The sequence below is a fragment of the Brevibacterium sp. CSND-B09 genome (genome assembly GCF_052906525.1).
Genome location: NZ_JBREGI010000001.1, coordinates 64,057 through 90,072, shown reverse-complemented (window position 1 = coordinate 90,072; position 26,016 = coordinate 64,057). Strand labels below are relative to the sequence as shown.

20 protein-coding genes are annotated in these 26,016 nt (G+C 64.5%); 17 read left to right on the top strand and 3 right to left on the bottom strand.

Features of this window, described 5'->3' with window-relative positions; genetic code table 11:
• Window positions 1-103: 103 nt before the first annotated feature.
• Window positions 104-2,749: a valine--tRNA ligase gene (gene valS / locus ACU4IU_RS00580; RefSeq protein WP_139467016.1), complete on the bottom strand. Its 2,646-nt coding sequence runs from the start codon at window positions 2,747-2,749 to the stop codon at window positions 104-106.
• A 186-nt stretch (window positions 2,750-2,935) separates the two neighbouring features.
• Here valS and ACU4IU_RS00575 point away from each other — a divergent pair, with 186 nt between their 5' ends.
• From ACU4IU_RS00575 to ndk, 6 genes are all read left to right on the top strand, one after another.
• A complete protein-coding gene (locus tag ACU4IU_RS00575; protein WP_139907952.1) occupies window positions 2,936-4,168 on the top strand; it encodes an acyltransferase in 1,233 nt (410 codons plus the stop codon).
• A 78-nt stretch (window positions 4,169-4,246) separates the two neighbouring features.
• Complete coding sequence (locus tag ACU4IU_RS00570) at window positions 4,247-5,002, top strand: SDR family oxidoreductase (protein ID WP_139467019.1); 756 nt, start codon at window positions 4,247-4,249, stop codon at window positions 5,000-5,002.
• 311 nt (window positions 5,003-5,313) lie between these two features.
• Window positions 5,314-8,577, top strand: coding sequence for an isoleucine--tRNA ligase (gene ileS, locus ACU4IU_RS00565; protein WP_446655648.1), 3,264 nt, complete (start codon window positions 5,314-5,316; stop codon window positions 8,575-8,577).
• A complete protein-coding gene (locus ACU4IU_RS00560; protein WP_446655647.1) occupies window positions 8,574-10,067 on the top strand; it encodes a bifunctional folylpolyglutamate synthase/dihydrofolate synthase in 1,494 nt (497 codons plus the stop codon). The genes ileS and ACU4IU_RS00560 overlap by 4 nt, the downstream gene beginning before the upstream one ends.
• Window positions 10,064-10,429 (top strand): DUF4233 domain-containing protein, encoded by a 366-nt coding sequence (locus ACU4IU_RS00555; protein ID WP_139467025.1) that lies wholly within the window; start codon window positions 10,064-10,066, stop codon window positions 10,427-10,429. The genes ACU4IU_RS00560 and ACU4IU_RS00555 overlap by 4 nt, the downstream gene beginning before the upstream one ends.
• An 82-nt stretch (window positions 10,430-10,511) precedes the next feature.
• Complete coding sequence (gene ndk / locus ACU4IU_RS00550; RefSeq protein WP_039210750.1) at window positions 10,512-10,931, top strand: nucleoside-diphosphate kinase; 420 nt, start codon at window positions 10,512-10,514, stop codon at window positions 10,929-10,931.
• Window positions 10,932-11,065: 134 nt separating this feature from the next.
• On the opposite strand, the gene ACU4IU_RS00545 is transcribed toward ndk, so the two are convergent.
• Window positions 11,066-11,713 (bottom strand): vitamin K epoxide reductase family protein, encoded by a 648-nt coding sequence (locus tag ACU4IU_RS00545; protein ID WP_446655646.1) that lies wholly within the window; start codon window positions 11,711-11,713, stop codon window positions 11,066-11,068.
• Window positions 11,714-12,014: 301 nt separating this feature from the next.
• Between ACU4IU_RS00545 and ACU4IU_RS00540 the strand changes: the two genes are divergently transcribed.
• On the top strand, window positions 12,015-15,044 hold the full coding sequence (locus ACU4IU_RS00540; protein WP_446655645.1) for an Rne/Rng family ribonuclease: 3,030 nt from the start codon (window positions 12,015-12,017) through the stop codon (window positions 15,042-15,044).
• Window positions 15,045-15,137: 93 nt separating this feature from the next.
• Here ACU4IU_RS00540 and ACU4IU_RS00535 read toward each other — a convergent pair whose 3' ends face one another.
• Window positions 15,138-16,535 carry an SPFH domain-containing protein gene (locus ACU4IU_RS00535; protein ID WP_229663909.1) on the bottom strand — a complete coding sequence of 466 codons (1,398 nt, stop codon included), beginning with the start codon at window positions 16,533-16,535 and terminating at the stop codon, window positions 15,138-15,140.
• A 140-nt stretch (window positions 16,536-16,675) separates the two neighbouring features.
• Between ACU4IU_RS00535 and ACU4IU_RS00530 the strand changes: the two genes are divergently transcribed.
• The 10 genes from ACU4IU_RS00530 to ACU4IU_RS00485 all read left to right on the top strand — a co-directional run bounded on the left by ACU4IU_RS00530 (window position 16,676) and on the right by ACU4IU_RS00485 (window position 25,988).
• Window positions 16,676-18,205 (top strand): alanine/glycine:cation symporter family protein, encoded by a 1,530-nt coding sequence (locus tag ACU4IU_RS00530; protein WP_172169268.1) that lies wholly within the window; start codon window positions 16,676-16,678, stop codon window positions 18,203-18,205.
• Between the two features lie 112 nt (window positions 18,206-18,317).
• Window positions 18,318-18,635, top strand: a complete 318-nt coding sequence (locus ACU4IU_RS00525) for a chorismate mutase (protein WP_139467033.1) — start codon at window positions 18,318-18,320, stop codon at window positions 18,633-18,635.
• A gap of 248 nt (window positions 18,636-18,883) precedes the next feature.
• On the top strand, window positions 18,884-19,192 hold the full coding sequence (rplU, locus tag ACU4IU_RS00520) for a 50S ribosomal protein L21 (protein WP_025776790.1): 309 nt from the start codon (window positions 18,884-18,886) through the stop codon (window positions 19,190-19,192).
• Window positions 19,193-19,207: 15 nt separating this feature from the next.
• Window positions 19,208-19,459, top strand: coding sequence for a 50S ribosomal protein L27 (rpmA, locus tag ACU4IU_RS00515; RefSeq protein WP_025776788.1), 252 nt, complete (start codon window positions 19,208-19,210; stop codon window positions 19,457-19,459).
• Window positions 19,460-19,559: 100 nt separating this feature from the next.
• Entirely contained in the window at window positions 19,560-21,125 is a 1,566-nt protein-coding gene (gene obgE / locus ACU4IU_RS00510) for a GTPase ObgE (RefSeq protein ID WP_446655644.1), read from the top strand.
• The gene (gene proB / locus ACU4IU_RS00505) at window positions 21,122-22,288 is read left to right on the top strand and encodes a glutamate 5-kinase (protein WP_139467037.1); all 1,167 of its coding nucleotides are present in this window, start codon (window positions 21,122-21,124) and stop codon (window positions 22,286-22,288) included. Before obgE ends, proB begins: the two co-directional genes overlap by 4 nt.
• Window positions 22,289-22,291: 3 nt before the next feature.
• On the top strand, window positions 22,292-23,581 hold the full coding sequence (locus ACU4IU_RS00500; RefSeq protein ID WP_139467039.1) for a glutamate-5-semialdehyde dehydrogenase: 1,290 nt from the start codon (window positions 22,292-22,294) through the stop codon (window positions 23,579-23,581).
• Between the two features lie 176 nt (window positions 23,582-23,757).
• Window positions 23,758-23,919, top strand: coding sequence for a hypothetical protein (locus ACU4IU_RS00495; RefSeq protein ID WP_167443897.1), 162 nt, complete (start codon window positions 23,758-23,760; stop codon window positions 23,917-23,919).
• Window position 23,920: 1 nt separating this feature from the next.
• Window positions 23,921-24,526, top strand: a complete 606-nt coding sequence (gene nadD, locus ACU4IU_RS00490) for a nicotinate-nucleotide adenylyltransferase (RefSeq protein ID WP_139467041.1) — start codon at window positions 23,921-23,923, stop codon at window positions 24,524-24,526.
• Complete coding sequence (locus ACU4IU_RS00485) at window positions 24,519-25,988, top strand: hypothetical protein (RefSeq protein WP_139467043.1); 1,470 nt, start codon at window positions 24,519-24,521, stop codon at window positions 25,986-25,988. Before nadD ends, ACU4IU_RS00485 begins: the two co-directional genes overlap by 8 nt.
• Window positions 25,989-26,016: the final 28 nt, after the last annotated feature.

Here is a 26,016-nt window from a genome sequence, read left to right as displayed (position 1 = left end):
GGAACGAATGTCGCGGGGCTCTGCGGGACCAGTTCGGGTCTCAGTTCAGCCGGTGGGGCCGGAAGCTGCTTCTTCTGACAGTCAGGGCCGGCTGGTGTTCGGCTCAGTCCTGGTCGACGAAGTCGATCGAGGCAATGGTGATCTCATCGCCGGCTTCCTCGGTGCTCAGGGACTTGATACGGCCCGCCGCCGTGAGGTCGCCTTCTGCCGCCGTGATCGCGGAGACGACGGTGGCCGGCGCCTGAATGGTCACGGAAGCGACCTCGGTCTTCTGCGACACCTTGGCCTCGGTCTTCGTGCGGCGGATCTCGGTCAGTGCGGCTGCCACCGAGGCTAGCAGCTCGGGATCGACGGACGATTCCGGATGGCTCAGCACCTCATCTGCCGGCCACGGCGCACGGTGGACCGAACCGGTGCGCCACCAGGACCAGACCTCTTCGGTGACGAACGGAGTGAACGGAGCGAACAGACGCAGCAGGACATCCAGAGCAGTGGCCAAGGTGACGTGCGCCGACAGCTGATCGTCAGATCCCGATGAGCCGTAGGAACGGTCCTTGACGAGCTCGACATAGTCATCGGTGAACTCCCAGAAGAAGCTCTCGGTCACACGCAGTGCATGAGCATAGTCGTAAGCGGCCATATGCTTCCCGGCCTGCTCGACGACCTCGGCAAGCTTTGCCAGCAGGGCCCGATCGAGATCGTGGGTGACGGCGCCGAGCTGACCGATGAGACCGGCATGCACACCCTGTGCCAGAGCGAACTTCGAGGCGTTGAGCAGCTTCATCGCCAGCCGGCGGCCGATCTGCATCTGTGTGACGTCATAAGCGGTGTCCGCACCGAGTTTCGCGCTGGCCGCCCAGTAGCGGACCGCGTCAGGACCGAATCCCGGCTTCGCCTCGCCGAGGATGTCCGACGGAACCACGACATTGCCCTTGGACTTCGACATCTTCTTCCGGTCCGGATCGAGGATCCACCCCGACAGGCCGGCGTGCTTCCACGGTGCCGCATCGTTGAGCGAGTTCGCCCGGACCACGGTGGAGAACAGCCAAGTGCGGATGATGTCGTGTCCCTGCGGACGCAGGTCGAAGGGGAAGACCTTGTCGAAGAACTCCTCGTCACGCGACCAGCCGCCGAGCAGCTGCGGCGTCAGCGACGACGTCGCCCAGGTGTCGAGGACATCCGGGTCTGCGGTGAACCCGCCGGGCACATCACGCTGGTCGTCGGTGAAGCCGGCGGGAGCCTCGGCGATGGGGTCGCACGGAAGCGACTCGGGCACGATCGGATCATCATAATCGGGCTGACCATCAGCGTCGAGGCGGTACCACAGCGGAATCGGGACACCGAAGAACCGCTGCCGGGAGACCAGCCAGTCGCCGTTGAGGTTCTCCACCCAGTTCTCGTAGCGGGAGCGCATGTACCCCGGATGCCACTCGATCTCGCGACCGCGGGCGATGAGCGCATCCCGCAGCTCGGCCGACCGCCCGCCGTTGCGGATGTACCACTGACGGCTGGTGACGACCTCGAGCGGTTTGTCGCCCTTTTCGTAGAACGGGACCGGATGCGTGATCGGCTCGATCTCACCGATGAGGTCACCGGAGTCGATGAGCATCTGCGCAATGTCCTTGCGCGCAGAGAACGTCGTCTTTCCTGCCAGCGCCTCATAGTTGGCCACAGCATCGGACTTCGGCGAGTTCGCGATCCACTCGGGCACCTCGAGGTTGAGGCGGCCGCCTCGGTTGATCACCGCGCGGGTCGGCAGATCGAGTTCACGCCACCACGTGACGTCGGTGAGGTCGCCGAAGGTGCAGACCATGGCGATGCCGGTGCCCTTATCGGACTTCGCAAGCTCATGGGCGCGGATCTCGACGCTGACACCGAAGAGCGGCGAAACGACATTCGTGCCGAACAGGGAGGCGTAGCGTTCGTCATCGGGATGGGCGACGAGCGCCACGACCGAAGGAATGAGCTCCGGACGCGAGGTGAGGATGATGATCGGTTCCGCCGAGGTGTCGGCCAGGCCATCAGCGCCCTCGGGGAAGAACTTCACCTTGTGGTACGCGCCTTCGCGCTCACGATCCTCGAGTTCGGCCTGAGCCACAGCAGTGCCGAAGGTGACGTCCCACATGGTCGGTGCGTCCTGCGAATAGGCATGCCCGTTCTTCAGATCGGTGAGGAAGGCCCGCTGGCTCACCGCACGCGAATCGTCATCGATCGTGCGGTATGTGTACTTCCAATCAACGGACAGTCCGGTGGAGCGGAAGAGGTCTTCGAACACCTTCTCGTCCTCGGCGGAGAGCTTCTCGCACAGTTCGATGAAGTTCTGGCGAGAGACCTTGACGAAGTCGCGCGAATTCTTCGGTGCCTTCTCCGGCGGCTGGAAGTCCGGGTCGTAGGACTGGCCGGGATCGCAGGTGACTCCGTAGTAGTTCTGCACGCGACGTTCGGTCGGCAGGCCGTTGTCGTCCCAGCCGAGGGGATAGAACACGTTCTTGCCGGTCATCCGCTGATAGCGGGCGATGATGTCGGTCTGGGTGTAGGAGAACACGTGTCCGACATGCAGCGACCCCGAGGCGGTCGGCGGGGGAGTGTCGATCGAGTAGACCTGCTCGCGATCGGTGTCGACGTCGAAGGCGTAGACATTCTGCTCGCTCCACGCGGCGTCCCATTTGTCCCGCAGCCCCTCGAGGGCCGGCTTGTCAGGAAGGTTCACTGACTCGTGCGTCGAGTCCGAAAAGGCAGGTGTGTTCATAATTGCTGATTTTCTCACCCGGTTCGCGATCGGCCAAACCGGTTCGCGCCAGTGGCCGCGCGAAGCCCGACCGGAGCTCGAGTGCAGCACTCGCGCCCCGGCCGCCCCAGTCCGACGGCGTGGGACGGCTCACACCCTGAAGGCGCAGTGAGTCGCCTGCGCCGCGGGCAATGACATCATGGACACATGGCGCCCTTGGACCGAATTCCGACAGAGAATCCGCCGCCCACGTCGACCGCGTGGATGAATCCGGCACGTGCGATCGCGATCATCGCCGTCGTAGCCATCCATTCCCTGGGCACCGTCGTCGAAGAGAACTTCGCGAGTATGGGACCCGACTGGTGGCTGGCCAACACCATCGACTCCGCCTGCCGGTGGTCGGTGCCCGTGTTCATCATGATCTCCGGGGCTCTGGCCCTCGACCCCGACCGGGGCAGCAAACCGCGCAGGTTCCTGTCCAAACGTGTCTGGCGAATCGGCATCCCCCTCGTGTTCTGGACAGTCGTGTACGTTCTGTTCCGCCGCTACTACCTGCAGCCCGACGATGACACCTGGAACCCGGGCATCGCGATCCTCACCGGATCGCCCTTCGTCCAGCTCTACTTCCTCTACGTCCTTGCCGGTCTGACCCTGCTCACCCCGTTCTTCCGCCTGCTGAGCGTCCATGGCTCCCGCCGTCTGCAGTGGGGGACCGGTCTGATCTTCCTCGGCATCGGCATGACCGACCAGTGGGTGTCGATGGTCTTCGACGTCGGCGAAGCCAATATCGCCACCAGGTTCCTGCCGATGGCCGGTTTCTACATCCTCGGCTGGGTGCTGCGCGATATCGTGCTCTCGGTCAGAGGTGCAGTCCTGGCGTGGGTCAGCCTCATCATCGCGGTCGCCGGAACCGCGGTCTGGGCAGGTCTGGGTCCCGGCGAGAAGCCGTGGATGTTCCCGTATGAATACCTCGCCCCCGGAGTCGTCCTCGCCTCCATGGCCGCCTACCTCCTCCTGCATTTCCATCTGCGCGAAGGCTTCGGACTGCTGCACCGGTTCTACCCGTATTCCTTCGGTGTGTTCCTCCTCCATCCGCTCCTGCTCTACCCTGTCCGAAATGCCATGGGCCTGCCTGACACCGTGCCAGGCGTCCTCCTCCACGCCGTGATCATGCCGATCGCCTATGCGATCATCTGCGCCGCAGTCACCTGGGTGGCAGTGAAGATCCCCGGCTTCCGTGCCGTCTTCGGCGAAGGCGGGCCCCGCAACCCGCACACCCGACCGAGCGTGAAGAAACTCCGACCGGGCGCGAAGGGTGCCCCACCTGCCGCGTCGACGACCCCGGAAGAAACGACGCCACCCGAGCCGGCCGGGAGCGGCCCTTTCGAGACCGATCTCGGCTCAGAAGACACCGCACGCGGCCGAGAGCCGACTCCGTAGACTGAGATGCGAACAGGAAACCCCGCTTCCGGAATCCAGACTCAAACCCGCCGACAGACCCGACAGAGGAGAACACAGATGGAAAAGCTCAGAGCAGTAGTCACAGGAGCCAGTTCCGGAATCGGTGCGGCCACGGTCCGACAGCTGCGCGAGCAGGGCTGGGACGTCGTCGCCGTGGCTCGCCGTGAGGACAAGCTCAAGGCCCTCGCCGAGGAGACCGGAGCCGACTACATCGTCGCCGACCTCACCGATGACGCCGCCGTGGTGTCCATGGCCGAACAGGTGCTCGCCGGCGGAGCCGTCCATTCCCTCGTGGCCAATGCCGGCGCCGCATTCGGAACCGACACCGTCGCCGAAGCATCGGTCGACGGGTGGCGGGACATGTTCGACATCAACGTCCTCGGCGTCCTGCGCGTCGTCAAAGCACTGCTGCCGGCTCTCATCGATTCCGGCCGCGGAGACATCGTCGTCATGTCCTCAACCGCCGGCCATCAGGCCTATGAAGGCGGCGGTGGCTACGTCGCTGCGAAGCACGGCACCCACTCGATGGCAGCGACCCTGCGCCTCGAGCTCGCCGGCGAACCCGTGCGCGTCATCGAGATCGCACCAGGAATGGTCGCCACCGACGAGTTCACCGTCAAACGCGTCGGCGGTGATGAGACGAAGGCCGCGAAGGTCTACGAAGGCGTCGAGAACCCGCTGACCGCGGACGACGTCGCCGACGCCGTCGTCTACACCCTCACCCGGCCCCACCACTTCAACGTCGATCTCATGGTCATCCGACCGATCGCCCAGGCCGCTCAGCATAAGGTCGCACGCAACCGGGGGCTGTGAGCACCCACGGCTCCAGCCCGGGGCCGCCTCGGCAAGGGAGATCCCCGCGCCGCCGAGTGGTCTCGGGCGGAGTCGACGGTATACGATTGTCTTGCGTCGATCCGGCTATCACCGGGGAGCATCCGGAAGAACGGAACCAGCGTTCGAAACGCCGCGTTCTCAGTAGACCCGGACGGGTGGACCCGTCATCGTCTGAGTGAATGAGCGATCCGCTGACCGACCTGAACCGGTCGGACTGCGGATAAGCGAGGTGGTACCGCGGCAGACTGTCGTCCTCGTGACAGTGACCGCAGTGACCCAGAAGGACGCTCATGACTCAGCCTCTCTATCCCAAGGTTTCGACCTCGACCTTCGGACTCTCGTCGTCCCCGAACTTCCCTGCCATCGAAGACGCTGTGCTGCGCTACTGGCAGGAGGACAACACCTTCAAGGCATCGATCGCCCAGCGCGATGCCGGCGAGAACGGCGAGAACGAATTCGTCTTCTACGACGGACCTCCCTTCGCCAACGGCCTGCCCCACTACGGTCACCTGCTCACCGGCTACGTCAAGGACGTCGTCCCGCGCTTCCAGACGATGCGCGGCAAGAAGGTCGACCGCCGCTTCGGCTGGGACACCCACGGGCTGCCTGCCGAACTCGAAGCCGAACGTCAGCTGGGCATCACCGACAAGTCCGAGATCGGCCGCATGGGACTGGCCGCATTCAACGACGCCTGCCGCTCCTCGGTGCTGCGCTACACCCAGGAATGGGAAGAATATGTGACCCGTCAGGGCCGGTGGGTCGACTTCGACAACGACTACAAGACTCTCAACGTCGAATACATGGAAAGCGTCATCTGGGCGTTCAAGCAGCTCTGGGACAAAGGCCTCGTCTACGAGGGCTACCGCGTGCTTCCGTACTGCTGGAAGGACGAGACGCCGCTGTCGAACCATGAGCTGCGCATGGACGACGACGTGTACAAGATGCGTCAGGATCCGGCCGTGACCCTCGGATACAGACTCAAGGACTCCGACGAGTGGGTCCTCATCTGGACGACGACCCCGTGGACAGTTCCGTCGAACCAGGCCGTGGCCGTCAACCCGGAGATCCCGCTCGTCGCAGTGATCCCCGGTGAAGACGGAGCCGAAGAGCTTCAGGGCAAGACCCTCATCCTCGCCGAGGCGCGCCTGGGTGCCTATGCTCGTGAACTCGGTGCCGAACCGCAGGTTGTGCGCACCTTCCCCGGCAGCGAACTCGTCGGCGCATCCTACGAACCTCCGTTCCCGTACTTCGAGGGCCGTCAGGAGGAGTTCGGCGAGAACATGCACACGATCCTGGCCGCAGACTTCGTCACCGTCGAAGACGGCACCGGAATCGTCCACCAGTCACCCGCCTTCGGTGAAGAGGACAAGGAGCTCACCGACTCCTACGGAATCACGGCCGCCCGTCCCGTCGACGACGCCGGTCGCTTCGATACGACCGTTCCCGACTACGCCGGCCAGCAGGTCTTCGACGCCAACAAGGCGATCATCAAGGATCTGCGCAACCACACGGGTCCGATGGAATCGCGGGGTGCTCTGCTGGTCCGCCACGAATCCTACGAGCACTCCTACCCGCACTGCTGGCGCTGCCGGAACCCGCTGATCTACCGTGCGGTGTCCTCCTGGTTCGTCCGGGTCACCGAGTTCAAGGACCGCATGGTCGAACTCAACGAGCAGATCAACTGGGTGCCCGACCACGTCAAGCACGGACAGTTCGGCAAATGGCTCGAAAACGCCCGTGACTGGTCGATCTCGCGCAACCGCTTCTGGGGCTCGCCGATCCCCGTGTGGATCTCCTCCGACCCGGCCTACCCGCGCACGGACGTCTACGGTTCCCTGGCCGAGATCGAAGCCGACTTCGGACGTCTGCCGCGCAACGACTCCGGAGACGTCGACCTCCACCGCCCGTGGGTCGATGACCTCACCCGTCCGAACCCGGACGACCCGACGGGTCAATCGGTGATGCAGCGCATCCCGGAGATCTTCGACGTCTGGTTCGACTCCGGCTCGATGAGCTACGCCCAGGTGCACTATCCGTTCGAGAACTCCGAATGGTTCGACAACCACTTCCCGGCCGACTTCATCGTCGAATACGTGGGACAGACACGCGGCTGGTTCTATCTGCTGCACGTCCTGGCCACAGCGATCTTCGACCGCCCCGCATTCACGAACTGCATCTCCCATGGCATCGTGCTCGGCTCGGATGGGCAGAAGATGTCGAAGTCCCTGCGCAACTACCCCGATGTCAACGAGGTCTTCAACCGCGACGGCTCGGATGCCATGCGCTGGTTCCTCATGGCTTCGTCCATCCTGCGCGGCGGCAACCTCGTCGTCACCGAACAGGGCATCCGCGACGGTGTCCGCCAGGTCGTGCTCCCGCTGTGGAACACATGGCAGTTCTTCGCCACCTACGCCAACGCGGCCGACGGCCCGGCGGGGGAGAAGACCGGCTACCAGGCACAGTCCCGCTACGACTCGTCCCAGGTCCTCGACCGGTACCTCCTGGCCAAGACGCACGACCTCATCACCGAGTTCGCCGAGGCGATGGAAGGCCTCGACATCTGGGCGGCATGCGAACTCGTGCGCAACTACCTCGACATGCTCACGAACTGGTATGTGCGTCGTTCGCGTCGCCGGTTCTGGGACGGCGGCACCGACACGCATGAGTCCTTCGACGTGTTCTATACCTGCCTGGAGGCATTCTGCCGTGTGGCCGCACCCCTGCTGCCGTTCACGGTCGAAGAGATCTATCGCGGACTGACCGGGCAGCGGTCGGTGCACCTGGCCGACTACCCGGACGCCGAGGCATTCCCCGCCGACGCCGACCTCGTCGCGGCAATGGACCTCACCCGCGATATCTGCTCAACGGCCTCCTCGGTGCGCAAGGCCAACCAGCTGCGGGTGCGCCTGCCGCTGTCGCAGCTGACCGTCGCCACCGACACGGACCTGAGCTCCGACTTCACCGAGATCATCGCCGATGAGCTCAATGTGCGTACCGTCGAGGTCCTCGACGTCGCCGAGGCGGAGGCCGCCGGATTCTCCCTGTCACAGAATCTCGTCGTCAACGCCCGTGCCGCCGGACCCCGTCTGGGCAAACAGGTCCAGCAGGTCATCAAGGCCTCGAAGTCCGGCGACTGGTCCGTCACCGACGGCACCGTCGTCAGCGGCGGAATCGAACTCGTCGACGGCGAGTACACCCTCGAATCCGTGGCCGAATCCGGCACCGAGGGCATGGAGCTCGCGGCACTCGACTCCGGCTTCCTCGCCCTCGACACGCGGGTCACACCCGAGCTCGAGGCCGAAGGCATGGCACGAGATGCCGTGCGCGCCATCCAGGGCATCCGCAAGCAGCTCGATCTCGACATCTCCGACCGGATCGCCGTCACCATCGAAGCCGGCACCGAGGTGGTCGCCGCGCTCGAGCCTCACATCGACCTCATCGCCGGTGAGACCCTGACGACCGCTCTGAACTTCGGCCCGGTCGCGGCCGATGCCGAGGTCTTCACCCCCGAAGAGCTCCCCGGCGGCACCCGTCTGGCGGTGAAGCGGGCATGACCGAGGACAACACCCCGATCGACGGGCCCCTCCCGGACGAGGACCCCACCTCCGACGTGGAACCGCAGAGCGTGGACGAAGAAGCTTCGGAGGCTCCGCCCGAACCGGCCGTCGATGAGGCCACTCGGGCCGAGCTCGCCCGGGTCTATGCCCTGCTGCTGGCCCGGGCGGGGGAGACGCAGGTCGAGCTGCGCCTCGACGCGACTCGGCGGGCGTGTGAGATCCTCGGCGATATCCACACTGCGGCCCCGACGATCACGATCACGGGCACGAATGGGAAGACGTCGACGGCACGGATGATCGATTCGCTCATCACCGCTCATGAGCTCCGGGTCGGCCGGTTCACCAGTCCGCACCTGCATTCGGTGACCGAACGGATCTCCGTGGACGGCGCCCCCGTGTCCGCTCACACCTTCGTGCGCATCTATGACGAGATCGCCCCGTACCTCGAGATCGTCGATGCCCAGCTCGAATCCGAAGGACGCGCGAAGCTCACCTACTTCGAAGCGCTGACCGTTCTGGCCTTCGCCGTGTTCGCCGATGCTCCGGTCGATGTCGTCGTCACCGAGGTCGGCATGGGCGGACGATGGGATTCGACGAACGTCGCCGATGCCCAGGTGTGCGTGTTCACGAAGATCGGTCTCGATCATCAGGCGTTCCTCGGCGACACCATCGAGGAGATCGCTGGGACCAAGGCTGGGATCCTCGACCGCAGCGTCGAGGACAGCCCGGCTCCCGAACCTGTTGCCGTGTCTGCTGTCCAGGACGAGGCAGCCCAGGCGGTCCTCGACGAGGAAGCTGCCCGTCGTGAGGTTCCGCTGGCCGCTGAGGAGCGGGACTTCCGTCTCCTCGACCGGCAGCGGGCCGTCGACGGTCAGCTCATCACGGTCCAGGGCCGCAGAGACGTCTATTCCGACCTGTTCCTGCCGCTGCACGGAATTCACCAGGCCCACAATGCCGCGGTCGCGATCGTCGCGGCCGAGGCCTTCCTGGGAGCCGAAGACAAGCCGCTCAATCAGGAGACGGTGGCCGAGGGGCTGGCCCGCGTGACGTCACCGGGCCGCGCGGAACTCCTGCGCACGGGACCGAGCGTCGTCGTCGACGGCGCCCATAACCCGGATGCCGCGCATGTGCTGGCCGAGACCCTCGACGAGGCGTTCGACTTCGACTATGTCGTCATCGTGCTGGCGATGCTGGCGGACAAGGACAGCGACGGTGTCATCGAAGAGCTTCATCGCAGCGCAGATGTGTTCGTCGTCAGCGAGAATCTCAACTCCCGTGCGCTGCCGGCAGGCGACCTCGCCGAGGCGGCGCGGGAATGGGTCGACGAGGATTCCGTCATCGTCGCCTCCGATCTCAATGCCGCTCTGATGAAAGCCATCGACCTGGCCAACAGCGTCGATGCGAAGAGTCCGGGAATCGTCGTCACCGGCTCCATCTACACAGTGGCCGAAGCGCGCCTGCTGCTCGGACGTGGGGAGGAGGGATGAAATCGAAGTACCCCGTGCTCTGCGGATCGATCCTCATCTGCGAGCTCGTCGTCGTCTACTTCGCCGTGCTCACGACCTTCGGCCTGTCGGTGAAGTCAGCGCAGACCCTGACCCTGGCGCAGCTGCTCATCGGCGCCTCGGTCATCGCAGTGCTGGCCATCATCGCCGTCATCCTGCTGCCGCGACGGATCGGTGAGAAACGTCCCGGTGTGATCATCGGATGGGTCGTGCAGGGGCTGCTGCTGGCCTCCGGCTTCGTTCTCACCTCGATGTTCTTCGTCGCAGCGCTGTTCATCGCCCTGTGGGCCGTGGCCGTGTACTGGTCGGCTCGCATCGATCGTGAGGTCGCCGCGCGCGGCTGAACTGTGAGAACGCCGAGGCGGGAGCGCCTCGGTGCCCGGGTAGACTGTGGACCGACGTCCACACGACATTGGAAGGACCGGAATGGAACGTACGCTCATCCTCATCAAGCCCGACGGAGTCGCTCGCGGACTCGTCGGACAGATCGTGGCCCGAATCGAAGCCAAGGGCTATGCGATCGACGCCTTGGATCTCCGTTCGGCCACCGCCGCCGAACTGGCAGCCCATTACGCCGAGCACGAAGGCAAACCCTTCTACCAGCCGCTGGTCGACTTCATGTCCGAAGGGCCGATCGTCTCGATCATCGCCTCCGGACAGGGCGTCATCCCCGGCTTCCGGTCCCTGGCCGGCGCCACCGACCCGACGGCAGCAGCCCCCGGCACGATCCGCGGCGATCTCGGTCGCGACTGGGGTGAGAAGGTGCAGAAGAACCTCGTCCACGGATCCGATTCCACCGAATCGGCCGAACGCGAGATCGGAATCTGGTACCCGGCCGAAGGCTGATGACAGGCAGAAGACCGAATGCGGCCGACGTCTGAGCCGAGCCGGTCGAATAAGTGAGGGTGCCCCACCGTTTGGTGGGGCACCCTCACTGCATCTGCGGACAAAGCCAGACGTTCAGAACTGGCTGCGGAGCCTCAGAACAGGTTGGAGAAGAACGCCCAGAACTGTACGACGATGCAGGCGAAGATGACGAGCATCCACAGCACCGACAGGGCGATGTTCTCCTTCGCCAGGACCCTCAGCACGGCATTGTCGGCGGCGCGCCGACCGAAGGCTCCGGTGAGCAGATTGCGGGCGGTGACGGCCATGAACATCGGAATCGTCACGGTCCACACGATGATGCACCACGGGCAGCCGACTCCGATCTTGTAGATCGAGACGTAGAACAGGAACATCACCAACGCCACGCCGCAGCCCAGTCCGATATTCAATCCCACCATCACCCAGCGGGGCAGGCGGGTGCCGGACAGGATCAGCACACCGAGCAGCAGCGGGATGATGAAGGCCGCCACGCCCATGAGCTGATTGGGGAAGCCCAGCAGCTCGGCTTCGGCATGTTCCATGACCGAACCGCACGAGAAGAACGGGTTGAGGTCGCACGAGAGCACGACGTCCGGGTTCGCCAGCTTTTCGTACTTCTCCGCCGACAGGGAGAACGAGGCGAGGAAGCCGATCGCAGAGGCGATGATGAGGAAGATCCCGAACGGCACCGATCTCAGCACCCACGACGAGGTGGTGTCGGCGGACTCGAGGTCATCGGATTGAGTCAGTGTGGTGTTCACTCCTCAAGAATGCCTGGCCATGTCCCGTGCGGCAAACCCCGTCCCCATCGAAACCTCAGCGCAGAGGCACTTCTGTGACATAATGGTCGGACGGATACCTGTTCTCACACCGAGCAGGAGACGTGCCTCCACCGAGTCGAGGGTATGACCTCGCAGGTCGACAACAAGATGAGGCAGCACGGAAGGCCTACGCGCTGAGCGCGAGCCGGATGTGCCATCCACAGGTTTCGGTCCATTGCGGACCATGCAAGGATCCGAAGATCCGTACGGTGTGGACGGCGTCTTCGGACTGGGAGATACGATGAACGATACGTCGAACGACGGCACAGAGTCGACAGATCCGACCGAAGGCATTCTCGCGGACCTCGCGAATCTGCAGCAGTCGGCGGGTGCCAAGAACGCCGAACACGAGGATGTCGACGACAGCGTGCGTGCGCGCCTCGATGACATCGCCGAGGCGGCCGAGTCGCTGCGTATCGGCGATGCCGATGACAGTGACGACGAGGAGGACGAAGAACCGACTCCTCGCCGAGGCGGGCAGAAGTCCGCACGCGATGCCGTGGCCAATCGGGGACTCGTCTTCGAGGAATTCGTCCGCGGAGACTCAGACGACGACGCTGACGATGATCACGACGACTCTGACAATGCCGATGTCGACGACGATGATGACGATGAGTCCGATGCTGCGTCGCAGGCATCGCCGAGCTTCGACCCGCGCAATCCCTTCGCGGCCCCGGCCGCTCCGGCTGCCGCGCCCGAACCCCGCACCACTCCGGCTGTGCCCTATGACGGCGGCCTGATCTTCCAGGTGCCGAAGGCCGAACACGCCGAGGTCATCACGATCGACGACGATGACTCCGACGACGACTGGGAAGATTCCCACGACTCCGATGAGGACACGTCGTCCCCACAGGAAAACCGTCAGAACGACCGTGGTGAGGACGATTCCTCCAGCGGTCCGCGTCGGCGGCGAGGCGGCCGCGGGCGCCGATCGCGGGGTCGCGATGACTCCCACGACGATTCCTCGGACTCCGACGACGACTCGAAGGACCCCGAGGACGACTCCTCGGACTCTGCCGGCAACCAGGACGCGAAGTCGTCGAAGCGGGGATCTCGGTCGAGCAATCGCGGTTCGAAACGCTCCGATGCGGACGCCGAGGACTCGCATTCGAAGTCGGATCATCAAGACTCCGATCACAAGGAGTCCGACCACAGGGACTCCGACGATTCGGATACGGACGATGGTGACGATGACTCCGACGGCGGTTCGCGTCGTCGCCGCCGTCGTCGGTCTCGCACCCGCAGCACCGACCGCGACGAAGTCACTTCGCTCAAGGGTTCGACCCGTCTCGAGGCGAAGCGCCAGCGTCGCAAGGAGGGCCGCGAAGCCGGACGTCGCCGCCCCATCATCACCGAAGCCGAATTCCTCGCTCGACGTGAGTCCGTCGAGCGGACCATGCTGGTGCGGGAGAGCGGCGACCAGACCCAGCTCGTCGTCGTCGAAGACGGGATCGCTGTCGAGCACTACCTCAAGGAGAACCGGCAGCAGTCCTCGCTCATCGGCAACGTCTACCTGGGCAAGGTTCAGAACGTGCTGCCGAGCATGGAAGCGGCATTCATCGACATCGGCAAGGGCCGCAACGCCGTGCTCTACGCCGGTGAAGTCAACTGGGACGCCCTCGGCATGGACGGCAAGGCGCGCCGCATCGAAACCGCGCTCAGCCCCGGCGACGCCGTGCTCGTGCAGGTGACGAAGGATCCGATCGGACATAAGGGCGCCCGCCTGACCAGCCAGATCTCTCTGCCTGGGCGGTTCCTCGTCTACGTTCCGGGCAATTCGATGACCGGAATCTCGCGGAAGCTGCCCGACAACGAACGCGCACGCCTGAAGAAGCTGCTCAAACAGCTCGTCGGCGATTCGAACGGCGTCATCGTGCGCACCGCTGCCGAGGGCGCCACCGACTCCGATCTCTCGCGTGATGTCGAACGTCTCGCCAAACGGTGGGAGACGATCGAGAAGAAGTCGAAGTCGACGAAGGTGCTGGCCCCACAGCTGCTCTACAGCGAGCCGGACATGATCGTGCGCATCATCCGTGATGTCTTCAACGAGGACTTCAGCTCGCTCGTCATCGACGGCGACGGCGCATGGAACACCATCCACGAGTATGTCGAATCCGTCGCCCCGGACTTGCTCGATCGCGTCCACAGCTACAACGAGGACGAGGACATCTTCGACCACTACCGGATCGAAGAGCAGGTCCAGAAGGCGCTGCAGCGCACGGTCAATCTGCCCTCGGGAGGTTCACTCGTCATCGACCGCACCGAAGCGATGACGGTCGTCGATGTCAACACCGGCAAGTTCACCGGCTCCGGGGGCAACCTCGAGGAGACGGTGACCCGCAACAACCTCGAAGCCGCCGAGGAGGTCATTCGGCAGATCCGCCTGCGCGACATCGGCGGAATCATCGTCGTCGACTTCATCGACATGGTGCTCGAGTCCAACCGCGACCTTGTGGTGCGCCGCCTCGTCGAGTGCCTCGGTCGCGACCGGACGAAGCATCAGGTGGCCGAAGTGACATCGCTGGGACTCGTGCAGATGACGCGCAAGCGCATCGGCACCGGACTCGCCGAATCCCTGGTCAGCGCCGGTGAAGACCTCACCGGCAGGGGCCTGCTGCTGCCGGGTTCGGAAGAAGACGGATCGAAGGCGCACCGCGGCGGCCGCTCGGCGAACCACGACAACCGCCGTGACCGCAAGCGCCGGGGAGACTCAGGCTCGAAGTCCAAGCACAATGAGGCCGAATCGACAGATGAGACAGTGTCATCGGACGCTTCTCGGTCAGCCGTCGCCGCGATCGCGAAGGCCACCCTGAAGAAGGATGACGCCGATTCGCCCGAATCGACGTCCGACGCTCAGACTCAGTCCGATGATTCGGCGAACAACGGCGAGAACGGCAAGTCCCGATCGCGTTCACGGAACGGCCGGCGACGTTCGCGCTCGAACCGGAGCGACGACTCGCAGGCCGCGACGCCCGACGAGAAGCCCAGTGGCAACGAGAAGTCGAACGGCGCTGAGCACACACCGGCGGAAGCGACGCCTGCGAACGAGCAGACACAGTCCGCTGAACAGAAGCCGGCAGCCGAGCAGAAGCCAGTCGCCGAAGAGCCGAAGGATCTGCCGTTGATGATTGGCGCGGACAGCGAGACGAAGGTCGCCGCCGCTGAACCGGTCAAGAGCACTCCGGCGAAGAAGCGCGAACCGGCGAAGAGGGCCCCTGCCCCCAAGCAGGAGCAGCTGCCTGCCTCGTTCGTCATCATCGGTGAGGACTGAACACCTCTCCTGAGCTGAGACACACGGCAGCGCCCCGCCGACGGATGACGTCGACGGGGCGCTGCGGTGTGCGGTACACCCAGCTCCGGGAGGTCAGCCTGCCGACTGCTGATTGCGGGTGGTGCTGATCGTCGGCTGTGCGGCCTGGTCACCGCAGAGGACGATCATCAGGTTCGATACGAGGTCGCTGCGTTCGGTCTGACCGAGCCTGACGATCTGGCGCCCTTCGATCTCCTCGATCGCCGTCTCGACCATGCCCACAGCTCCTTCGACGATCAGCTGGCGGGCGGCGACGACGGCCGTGGCCTGTTGCCGCTGGAGCATGGCACGGGCGATCTCCGGGGCGTACGCCAGTTGGGTGATGCGCGACTCGATGATCGTGACTCCCGCAGCCATGACCCGGGCAGCGACCTCATCGGAGAGCCGCGAGGTGATCTCGTCGGCGTTGTCACGCAGCGACATACGGCCGGGATCCGACGAATCGTAGGCATAGGAGTTGGCGATGTGACGAACCGCAGTCTCCGCCTGGATGGCGACGAACTCTTCGAAATCATCGACCTCGAACATCGCCTGTGCGGTATCGCGGACCTGCCAGACCACCACGGCGCCGATCTCGATCGGATTGCCGTCGAGATCATTGACCTTCAGCGTCGAGGTCTCATGGTTGCGGATGCGCGTAGAGATCTGATCCTTCGTGTAGAAGGGATTGACGAATCGCAGACCCGACTGCCTGACCGTTCCGACGTACTTGCCGTAGAGCTGGAGGACGACGGCATGTCCGGGCGCCACCGAGGTGCAGCCCTTGAACAGGAACATCGAAGCGATGAAGCTGAGGACGGCCACGATGAAGAGGACGACACCGACCGCGACCTGGGCGAAGGTCATGACGAACCCGACGATGCCCAGGAGCACGGCGAGGAGCAGCAGAACGATGGCGCCGACGATCGCGAAGTAGCCTGAGACCCCGCCCGCCGGCTTCTCTCGGACACGTTCGCCATCGGGGGAGACGATGCGCTTGGGGGCAGAATTCCCCTGCCCCGAGGCGGATGGGCCGCGGTGGGAATTCGGCGTCTGCGAAGCGGACCGTCGGTTCCCAGGGGGCGGTGCCTGCGACGAGACAGGTCCGGACCCGGTGGACGGGACCGGACCTGAACCGGCAGGCTGTCCGTCCGTGCGACGACTCTGCGGTGCCGGTGGCAGCGGTGTGCCTTCACGGTGGTGCGGCGGCGCACCGGTGTTCGCTTGGGCGCCGGCGGGCGGGCCATACGGTGGCGTCGTGCCCGAACCGCCGATCGACCCGGACTGAGCACCCTGCGAACCATAGTGGCCATTGGGATTCGTCACTGCTTCAGCCCCGGGATAGGCCGCGGGCTGACTGTGTCCGGCCTGGATATGTGTGCTCTGATCACCGCTGGGGACGGGGCCGCGATCGGGGTTCGGGCCCGAGGATCGATTCGGTCGCTGACCGGGCTGCTGAGGATTCTGAGTCATGCCCCCAGTCTAAGTCAGGTAATGAGACGCGGATCTCAAAAGTCCCGCGAACGCCCCATTTGGTAACGGTTCGATAACTGAAACGATCCCACAACATGGAACGCTTGAATGTGACGCAAGTCTCAGTAGGTTGTCGCACTATGGACAATCTTCATATCTCAGCAGCGCCGGTCTCACCGGTCGACGATGCCATCAACTCTTGGTTCGACCCGATCGCCACATGGTTCGGCAGCATCATCTTCTTTCCGCTCACCTTCGGAGACTTCTCATTCCCCTTCGTCGTCCTGTGGCTGATCTTCGCCGCAGCGGTCTTCACCGTCTACTTCGGCTTCATCCAGGCTCGAGGGGCGAAGCTGTCTCTCGAGATCATCCGCGGAAAATTCTCGTCGAAGTCCGACCCGGGTGAGGTCACCCATTTCCAAGCCCTTGCCTCTGCCCTGTCGGGCACCGTGGGCCTCGGCAACATCGCCGGTGTCGGCGTAGCCATCGCCCTCGGCGGCCCCGGAGCGACCTTCTGGATGATCGTCGCCGGCCTCCTCGGCATGTGCACGAAGTTCGTCGAATGCACCCTCGGGGTGAAGTACCGTGAGATCGACGAGAACGGCGTCGTCCACGGCGGTCCGTTCAAATACCTCCCCGTTGCGTTCCGACGCTTCTCGAAGCCCGTGGCGACCGCTCTGACCGGACTCTTCGCCGTCGCCATCCTCATCTTCGGTGTCGTCGGCGGCGGCATGTTCCAGGCCAATCAGACCTTCGCCCAGGTCCGCACCGCCACCGGCGGCGATGACGGCTTCCTGGCCGGCCCCTTTGCCTCACTCGTGTTCGGACTCATCTTTGCGGGGCTCGTGGCCCTGGTGATCCTCGGCGGCATCCGCTCGATCGCAAAGGTGACCGACAAGCTCGTCCCTGGAATGGCCATCTTCTACGTCGTGTCATGCCTCCTCGTGCTCGGTCTCAACTACGCGAACATCCCGAACGCCATCGGCGAGATCTTCGCTGGAGCGTTCAACCCTCAGGGAGTGGCCGGCGGCATCGTCGGAGTCATGATCATCGGCTTCCAGCGTTCGGCCTTCTCGAACGAAGCCGGCATCGGTTCGGCGGCCATCGCCCACTCCGCTGTCAAGACCCGTCGCCCCATCTCCGAAGGATTCGTCGCACTGCTCGAGCCTTTCATCGATACGGTGATCATCTGCACCATGACCGCGCTGACCATCATCGTGGCCAACCAGGCTTCGTACCGAAATGACCTCGGTGAGGGCGAGATCGGCGGAGTTGCTCTCGCCTCGGATGCATTCTCCACCGTCGCTTCGTGGTACCCGATCCTGCTGGCCATCGCCGTCGCACTGTTCGCCTTCTCGACCCTCATCACATGGGCGTATTACGGGGAGCGGGCGTGGAGCTATCTGTTCGGCCGCTCGAAAGCCACGATCATGATCTTCCGCACGCTCGTCTGCCTCTTCGTCGTCGTCGGCTGCATCGCCAGCTTCTCCAAGGTCGTCGAATTCGCCGATGCGGCCCTGTTCATGTGCGCGTTCATCAATATCCTCGGCCTCTACATGCTCATGCCGGTGGTCAAGAAGGAGATGAGGAAATACCTCGCCGACCGGAAAGCCGGAACGCTCAACGACCCGGACACCGCCGACGCCGTCCCTGTCGACCAGCCCGCCTGAATCCCGACCTCCGTCGACATCGGAGGAGCACCAGCTCGATCAAGGATGCCTGTGCGCCGCGCCCAAACGGATGCGGCGCACGGGCATGTCCGGGCATCGATAGACTGGGAGCGTGGATGAGAACAGAGACGACAGAACACGCGCAGTCGAACGGCTGCAGGAGCTGCGAGGCAGCATCGACAACATCGATGCCTCCCTCGTTCACCTGCTCGCCGAGCGCTTCAAACTCACCGAACGCGTCGGTGAACTCAAGGCCGACCACGGTCTGCCCCCGGCCGACGAGTCGCGGGAAGCCAGGCAGGTCGCCCGACTGCGAGAACTCGCCGAGGAGTCCCATCTCGATCCGGAGTTCGCAGAGAAGTTCCTGGCGTTCATCGTCGCCGAGGTCATCCGCCGGCACGAGCGCATCGCGGAGACGCGCGAAAGCTGAGTCGACGTGCCCGGGGAGCCGCCTGCCTCCGGGAGTGAACGAGAGATGGCTCACAATGGGCAGGTCTTCCCCTCGAGCATGAGCGGCGGGTTTGCCGTTGCTGTGCACTCTCGACTAGAATTGATCGTCGGTGCGCGTGACGCACCACGGCTGGTGATTCCTCTCAATGGGATGTCTGCGGGACTCGTTCTGCGGCAGCCAAGGGACAACCGCCGTTCGTTTGTTTTCAACAGAAAGAGGGTTCGACCATGGTCTATGCCATCGTCCGCGCCGGAGGCCACCAGGAAAAGGTGAGCGTCGGCGATATCATCACAGTCAACCGAATGAAGGCGAAGGCTGGAGACAGCGTCGAACTCGATGCCGTACTTCTTGTCGACGGTGAGACGGTCACGACCGATCCCGACGCACTGGCGAAGGTCTCGGTCAGCGCTGAGGTTGCCGGTGAACTCCGCGGTCCCAAGATTGTGATCCAGAAGTACAAGAACAAGACCGGGTACAAGAAGCGTCAGGGCCACCGCCAGGACCTCACCCGTCTGAAGATCACGAACATCAAGTAAGAGGAGACTTCTCACATGGCAAGCAAAAAGGGAGTCAGCTCGACCCGCAACGGTCGCGACTCGAACCCACAGTACCTCGGCGTGAAGCGCTTCGGCGGCCAGGCCGTCAAGGCCGGCGAGATCATCGTCCGCCAGCGCGGAACCAAGTTCCACCCCGGAGCCAATGTCGGCCGTGGAGGAGACGATACCCTCTTCGCTCTGACCGCCGGTGCCGTGGAATTCGGAACCCGCAACGGTCGCAAGATCGTCAACATCGTCGGAGCCTGATCCTTCCCGGATCCGTTCCGTCGTCAATATGATCTCTCCCTGAAAAGGGAGCATGAAGGGTGAGTCGAACGACTCACCCTTCATCTGATATAAGGACATTATGGCCACCGAGTTCGTAGACCGTGTCACCGTTCACCTCGCCGCAGGCGCAGGTGGGAACGGGTGTGCCTCGATCAGGCGCGAGAAATTCAAACCGCTCGGCGGGCCCGACGGCGCCGACGGCGGCAACGGCGGCAACATCATCTTCCGCGTCGACCGTCAGACCACCACCCTGCTTCCCCTGCACCACCGTCCGCACGTGCGTGCCGACGACGGCGGGATCGGCAAGGGCGATCTGCGCCACGGCGCCGACGGCAGAGACCTCATCGTCGACGTCCCCGAGGGCACCGTGGTGAAGAACACCAACGGTGACGTCATCGCCGACCTCGTCGAAGAAGGAACCGAATTCACAGCAGCCGCCGGTGGCCGCGGCGGTCTCGGCAATGCCGCGCTGGCTTCGACGAAGCGCAAGGCCCCCGGCTTCGCGCTCCTCGGAGAGCCCGGGCAGACCCTCAGCCTCGTGCTCGAACTCAAGACGATCGCCGATATCGCCCTCGTGGGATACCCATCGGCGGGCAAGTCGAGCCTCATCGCTGCGCTGTCGGCCGCCAAGCCGAAGATCGCCGACTACCCATTCACGACACTCGTGCCCAACCTCGGGGTCGTTCAGGCCGGCGACACGCGCTACACCGTCGCCGACGTTCCCGGACTCATCCCCGGCGCATCTGAGGGCAAGGGACTCGGCCTCGAGTTCCTCCGCCACGTCGAACGCTGTGCCGGCCTCGTCCATGTCATCGACATGGCCACGTGGGAGCCCGGACGTGATCCCGTCTCCGACCTCACGATCATCGAATCCGAACTCGCCGCCTATGCCGTCGACCTCGACGACGGGAGCGGACTCCTGCCGCTCTCGCAGCGCCCGAAGCTCGTGGCGCTGAACAAGATCGACATCCCCGACGGTCGCGACCTTGCCGATATCGTCCGGCCCGATCTCGAGGCCGCCGGATACCGGGTCTTCGAGATCTCGGCAGTCAGCCATGCCGGTCTGCGGGAACTCTCGTTCGCCATGGCCGAGATCGTGCTCGCCGAACGGGAACGTCGCGCCGAGATCGAAGCGACACCGCAGCGCGTGGTCATCCGTCCGAAGGCCGTCGACGATCGCGGATTCGAAGTCCGTTCCGAACGCACCTCCGATGGCCCGCTGTTCCGCGTCCTCGGCGACAAGCCTCGTCGGTGGGTGCAGCAGACGGACTTCGGAAACGACGAAGCCGTCGGCTACCTCGCCGACCGCCTCGAGCACCTCGGCGTCGAAGAGGCTCTTTTCAAGGCCGGAGCGAAACCCGGCGACACCATCGTCGTCGGCGGAGACGACGGCGTCGTCTTCGACTGGGATCCCACAACCGTCGGCGGAGCCGAACTGCTCGGCTCCCGCGGATCGGACGCCCGACTCGACGAGGAAACGCGCTCCACACGCAAGGAACGCAAGGCCGCTTATCACGAGAAGATGGACGCGAAGGCCGCCACCCGGGCCGAGTTCGAACAAGAACGGTTGGCCGAACGAGCACACCGCGAGAGCCGCCTCGGTGCACCTGCGACAGAGTCTGGTGAGGGAGCCGGCGAGGAGTGAGCGCCGCAGCTCAGGCGGACTCTTCCGCAGGATCGTTCCGTGACGACATCGCCCGAGCCCGTCGCATCGTCGTCAAGGTCGGATCGTCCTCGCTGACGACGATCGACGGCGGACTCGACGAAGCCAAACTCATCGCGCTCACCGATGTCATCGGGGCGCATCGATCAGCCGGTCATGAGGTCATCCTCGTCTCCTCCGGCGCGATCGCGGCCGGACTGGAGCCGATGGGGCTGAAGAAGCGCCCTCGAGACCTCGCCAGCCAGCAGGCGGCGGCCGGGGTCGGTCAGGGACTGCTCATGGCCGCATACACGCGAGCGCTGGGACGCTACGACCTCGTTCCCGGCCAGGTGCTGCTCACCGCCGATGACCTGATCCGACGCGCCCAGTACAAGAACGCGCAGCGCGCCATCGACAAACTCCTGGCCCTGGGCACGCTGCCCATCGTCAACGAGAACGACGCCGTGGCCACCGAGGAGATCCGCTTCGGAGACAACGACCGGCTCGCAGCCCTCGTCGCTCACCTGGCTCACGCCGATGCGCTCGTGCTGCTCTCCGATGTCGATGCGCTCTACTCGGGACCCCCGGATCAGCCCGGCTCCCGCCTGATCAGCCGTGTGCACGGACCCAGCGACCTCGATGACCTCGCCATCGGCGGTGTCGGGACGGCCGGAACCGGCACCGGCGGAATGGCCACGAAGGTCGATGCCGCCATCATGGTCGCCGATTCGGGGATCCCGGCGGTGCTGACCTCGGCACCGCAGGCCGCCTCGGCGCTGGCGGGGGAGACCGTGGGCACATACTTCGCTGTCACCCACAGACGACGGGGCACCCGCCTGCTGTGGCTGCGCCATCTCGCCCGGACCTTCGGCTCGGTCACGATCGACAGAGGAGCCGAAACAGCTGTGCTCTCCCGGGGGACGTCCCTGCTCGCCGCGGGAGTCACCTCCTGCAGCGGAGACTTCGAAGCAGGGGACCCGGTCGAGATCCGCAATCTCGACGACGAGGTCATCGCCCGCGGTATGTCGAACTTCTCCTCGGACGAGCTGCCGCTGATGTTCCGTTCCACGACCGAGGAACTTGGCACCCGTCTGGGAAATGATTACCGTAAAGAGGTCATCCATCGAAACGATCTCGTTCTCACACAGGTGAGCGGGGGGAGATAGCACATGACAGCAGCAGCCGAGATCCACCCGAAGACCGTGCGCGGAGTGACCCGCATCGTCCGCAACGCCAAATCCGCCTCGAGCCTGTTGGCAACGACCTCTACCGCCGAGAAGAATGCCGCTCTCGGCGCCATCGCCGAGGCGCTGCGCAGCAGCACCGACCGCATCGCCAAAGCCAACGACGCCGACATCGCCGCCGGCACCGAGAACGGAATGAGCGAGTCTCTGCTCGACCGTCTGCGCCTCGACGCCGATCGCATCGCGGCGATCGCGGACTCCGTCGAGGACGTCATCGATCTCGCGGATCCCGTCGGCGACGTCGTCGTCGGACGCACCCTGCCCAACGGCATCCGACTCACCCAGAACCGTGTGCCGATGGGCGTGATCGGAGCGATCTACGAAGCCCGTCCGAACGTCACCGTCGACATCGCCGTCCTCGCACTCAAATCCGGAAACGCCTCGGTCCTGCGCGGAGGATCGGCTGCACAGAACTCGAACACTGAGATCATCTCCATCCTCCGCCGCGCCGTCGAATCGGCGGGACTGCCTGCCGACTCGATCAACGGCATCGACCAGTACGGACGCGAAGGCGCGAACGTGCTCATGCACGCCCGCGACTACGTCGATCTGCTCATTCCCCGAGGCGGCGCCGACCTCATCAACATGGTCGTGCAGGAATCGATCGTGCCCGTCATCGAAACCGGTGTGGGCAATGTGCACATGTTCATCGACTCCACCGCCACTGTGAAGACCTCCGTCGACCTCGTCCTCAACTCGAAGACGCATCGACCCAGCGTGTGCAACTCACTGGAGACCCTCCTCGTGCATGAGAAAGCCGCGAAACGAGTGCTGCCGAAGATCCTGGAACGCCTCGACGGCGCCGGGGTCATCGTCCACGCAGACTCGGACGTCTCGGCACTGGCACCGGCAGGGATGAAGGTCCGACGGGTGTCGCGGCGAGACTGGGCCAAGGAGTACCTGGGACTGGAGATCGCCATCAAGCTCGTCTCCGGTATCGAAGAGGCCATCGACCATATCCGTGCCTACAGCTCCGGCCACACCGAGGTGATCGTGACGAAGGACCTCGACAACGCGGACACCTTCGTCACCGCCATCGATGCAGCGGCGGTGGGAGTCAACGTCTCCACGCGATTCACTGACGGGGGAGAGCTCGGCTTCGGTGCGGAGGTGGGCATCTCCACCCAGAAGCTGCATGCTCGCGGCCCCATGGGACTCGAACAGCTGACGACCACGAAATGGGTGATGATGGGCAACGGCCAGGTCCGTTCCTGAGCCCGAATCGACTCCGACACTCCGCGATCAGGGTACTCACCGCCCGACCAGGGGAGACATCGGAGAGGGAAGAATTCATGTCGATGCCGGATTCCCGGATGGTTCATGAGAAACTGAGAAGGTAACGACCCCGAAGCGCTCTGCGCGCGACGGATCACTGAGTAAGGAGAAATGACGTGAACGCAGCCATTATGGCCGCCGCGGCCGAAGGTGGGGAGCACGCAGCCCACGTGGAGCTGCCGATGGATCCGATCTGGTACGGACTCATCACCCTGGCGATCTTCATCACGATGGGCATTGTGTCTCGGTCGTGGAAGGGCATCTCGCACCGCCACTGATATGGCAGAGCACAGACGCAGAGTCGGTGTCATGGGCGGCACCTTCGACCCCGTCCACAACGGCCACCTCGTCGCGGCAAGTGAGGTCCAGGCGACCTTCGACCTCGACGAGGTGGTTTTCGTCCCCACGGGACGGCCGTATCAGAAGGACGTCGAAGAGGTCAGCAGCGCCGAGCACCGGTACCTGATGACCGTCATCGCCACGGCATCGAATCCGCGGTTCACCGTCTCCCGAGCCGACGTCGACAGACCGGGTCCGACCTACACGATCGATACGCTGCGCGACCTTGCCAGCAGCTACGGTCCCGATACCGAGTTGTTCTTCATCACCGGCGCGGACGCTTTGGCTCAGATCTTGACGTGGAAGAATGTGGATGAGCTGTTTTCCCTGGCCCATTTCGTCGGGGTCAGCCGGCCCGGGCACGAACTCCGCGGTGAGGGACTGCCGGTCGACCGACTGAGTCTCGTGCAGATCCCTGCGCTGGCGATATCGTCCACGGATTGCAGACAACGGGTGATGGATGGTGCACCCGTCTGGTACCTCGTACCGGACGGCGTAGTGCAGTACATCGCGAAATACGAGTTGTACAGGAGTGAGAATGGCTGAGGAGCAGTTCACGTCACGTCGAGCACGGCGGGAAGCCGAAAGGCTGGCGGCGGAACAGGCGTTCGAAGCACGAGAGGTTCCTGAGCAGCCGAAGGAGGCTCCGAACTCTCGCGCCGGACTCCTCAGTCCGCTGCCCCCGAAGAAGCCCGGTGCGAAACCCGCCGCCGAGACCAGTGACGACACCGCCTCGCGCATCGACCCCGAGCCCTCGCCGCGGACCAGCCATGAGCGCGGCGCCCTGGCATCGGATCACCCGCAGGAGTCCCGGCCGCCGGTACATGCCGAAGACCGTCTCGACCCGACAAGAACCCCGTTGCCGCACTTCCAATCGCGCGCTGAGAAGAAGCGATACCTGCGCGAACACGGACTTTCGCTGTACGGCGATCTGTCCACCGGCGCGATGCCCGTTGTGGCCGACGAGAAGGAACTGGCCGAACGCCAGGCCGCTGCCGAAGGTCGACTGACAGGACCGATCCCGGAAGTCTCGGAATCCGAATCCGCGGACTCGAGCTCGGAATCTGCGACGCCGACAGCAGACTCCGCCGAAACTCAAGCTTCGGCAGCCGCTGCGAAGGAATCGGCAGCCGATTCGCAATCCGACGCGAAGTCCGCTGTGACTGAGCACGAATCCTATGACACCGCCGGTTTCGGGGGAGCCTCCGACGAGGTCGCCGCCCGCGACTTCGAGGCGCCTGTCACGCCTGCCTCGGCTCCGCGGCCGACGACCGTGGAGAGCGAACCCTATGACGCACTGTCGATGCCGTACTCGGCTCTCGACGGCGACGCTCCTGCACTGGGCACCGAGGAAGAGGGCGAGAAGCCTGCCGAGACCCCGGACGAGCCGGACGCAGAGGATCAGAACACATCAACCGACAAGCCGACCACGGGTGCTGCCGCTGCAGCAACCCCCGCGGATGAATCTGCACCGGAAGACAAGTCGGCTGCGAAGCCTGAAGCAGATGCCGAGGACGAGTCCGAGCCTTCGTCTCGGTCGCGGCGGATGCCGATCGTGCAGCCGCCTTCGACATCCGGAGTCCGCGTCGTCACGGCCGCCTCGGCGCAGATCCCCGAGGTCGATGAACCTCGCAAGAGCGATGCTCGCGGACCGCAGACGCCGCTGTCCGGTCGTGCCGACGAGCCGCAGTCCGGCTCAGACTCCGGCAGGACCGATGATTCGGGCGGCGACGCAGGCTCCGACGACGCGGCACGCGCCCTGGCCGCCAATCCGGAGACCCGGCCGATGGACGCTGTGCCCGAAGCCTGGTCGCTGCCGAACGCCGACTACGAAGACGAAGAGACCGTCAACCCTCCCGGCTCACGCATCCGTGCCAGCTCGGTGACCGGGCAGGACGGTCAGATCCTCATGGGCGAAGAGCCTTCGAAGATGCCCTATATCGTCCTCGGCGTGGCCGCATTCTTCGCTCTTGCCCTCATCGTCATCGCCCTCGTCATGTTCCTCTGAGCAACACCCGGGACACACCACCTCGATA

Excerpts from the sequence above, each read along its gene's own strand:
- valS (WP_139467016.1), bottom strand. The coding sequence starts at position 2,749 with ATGAACACACCTGCCTTTTCGGACTCGACGCACGAGTCAGTGAACCTT.
- ACU4IU_RS00575 (WP_139907952.1), top strand. The coding sequence starts at position 2,936 with ATGGCGCCCTTGGACCGAATTCCGACAGAGAATCCGCCGCCCACGTCG.
- ACU4IU_RS00570 (WP_139467019.1), top strand. The coding sequence starts at position 4,247 with ATGGAAAAGCTCAGAGCAGTAGTCACAGGAGCCAGTTCCGGAATCGGT.
- ileS (WP_446655648.1), top strand. The coding sequence starts at position 5,314 with ATGACTCAGCCTCTCTATCCCAAGGTTTCGACCTCGACCTTCGGACTC.
- ACU4IU_RS00560 (WP_446655647.1), top strand. The coding sequence starts at position 8,574 with ATGACCGAGGACAACACCCCGATCGACGGGCCCCTCCCGGACGAGGAC.
- ACU4IU_RS00555 (WP_139467025.1), top strand. The coding sequence starts at position 10,064 with ATGAAATCGAAGTACCCCGTGCTCTGCGGATCGATCCTCATCTGCGAG.
- ndk (WP_039210750.1), top strand. The coding sequence starts at position 10,512 with ATGGAACGTACGCTCATCCTCATCAAGCCCGACGGAGTCGCTCGCGGA.
- ACU4IU_RS00540 (WP_446655645.1), top strand. The coding sequence starts at position 12,015 with ATGAACGATACGTCGAACGACGGCACAGAGTCGACAGATCCGACCGAA.
- ACU4IU_RS00535 (WP_229663909.1), bottom strand. The coding sequence starts at position 16,535 with ATGACTCAGAATCCTCAGCAGCCCGGTCAGCGACCGAATCGATCCTCG.
- ACU4IU_RS00530 (WP_172169268.1), top strand. The coding sequence starts at position 16,676 with ATGGACAATCTTCATATCTCAGCAGCGCCGGTCTCACCGGTCGACGAT.
- rplU (WP_025776790.1), top strand. The coding sequence starts at position 18,884 with ATGGTCTATGCCATCGTCCGCGCCGGAGGCCACCAGGAAAAGGTGAGC.
- rpmA (WP_025776788.1), top strand. The coding sequence starts at position 19,208 with ATGGCAAGCAAAAAGGGAGTCAGCTCGACCCGCAACGGTCGCGACTCG.
- obgE (WP_446655644.1), top strand. The coding sequence starts at position 19,560 with ATGGCCACCGAGTTCGTAGACCGTGTCACCGTTCACCTCGCCGCAGGC.
- ACU4IU_RS00500 (WP_139467039.1), top strand. The coding sequence starts at position 22,292 with ATGACAGCAGCAGCCGAGATCCACCCGAAGACCGTGCGCGGAGTGACC.
- nadD (WP_139467041.1), top strand. The coding sequence starts at position 23,921 with ATGGCAGAGCACAGACGCAGAGTCGGTGTCATGGGCGGCACCTTCGAC.
- ACU4IU_RS00485 (WP_139467043.1), top strand. The coding sequence starts at position 24,519 with ATGGCTGAGGAGCAGTTCACGTCACGTCGAGCACGGCGGGAAGCCGAA.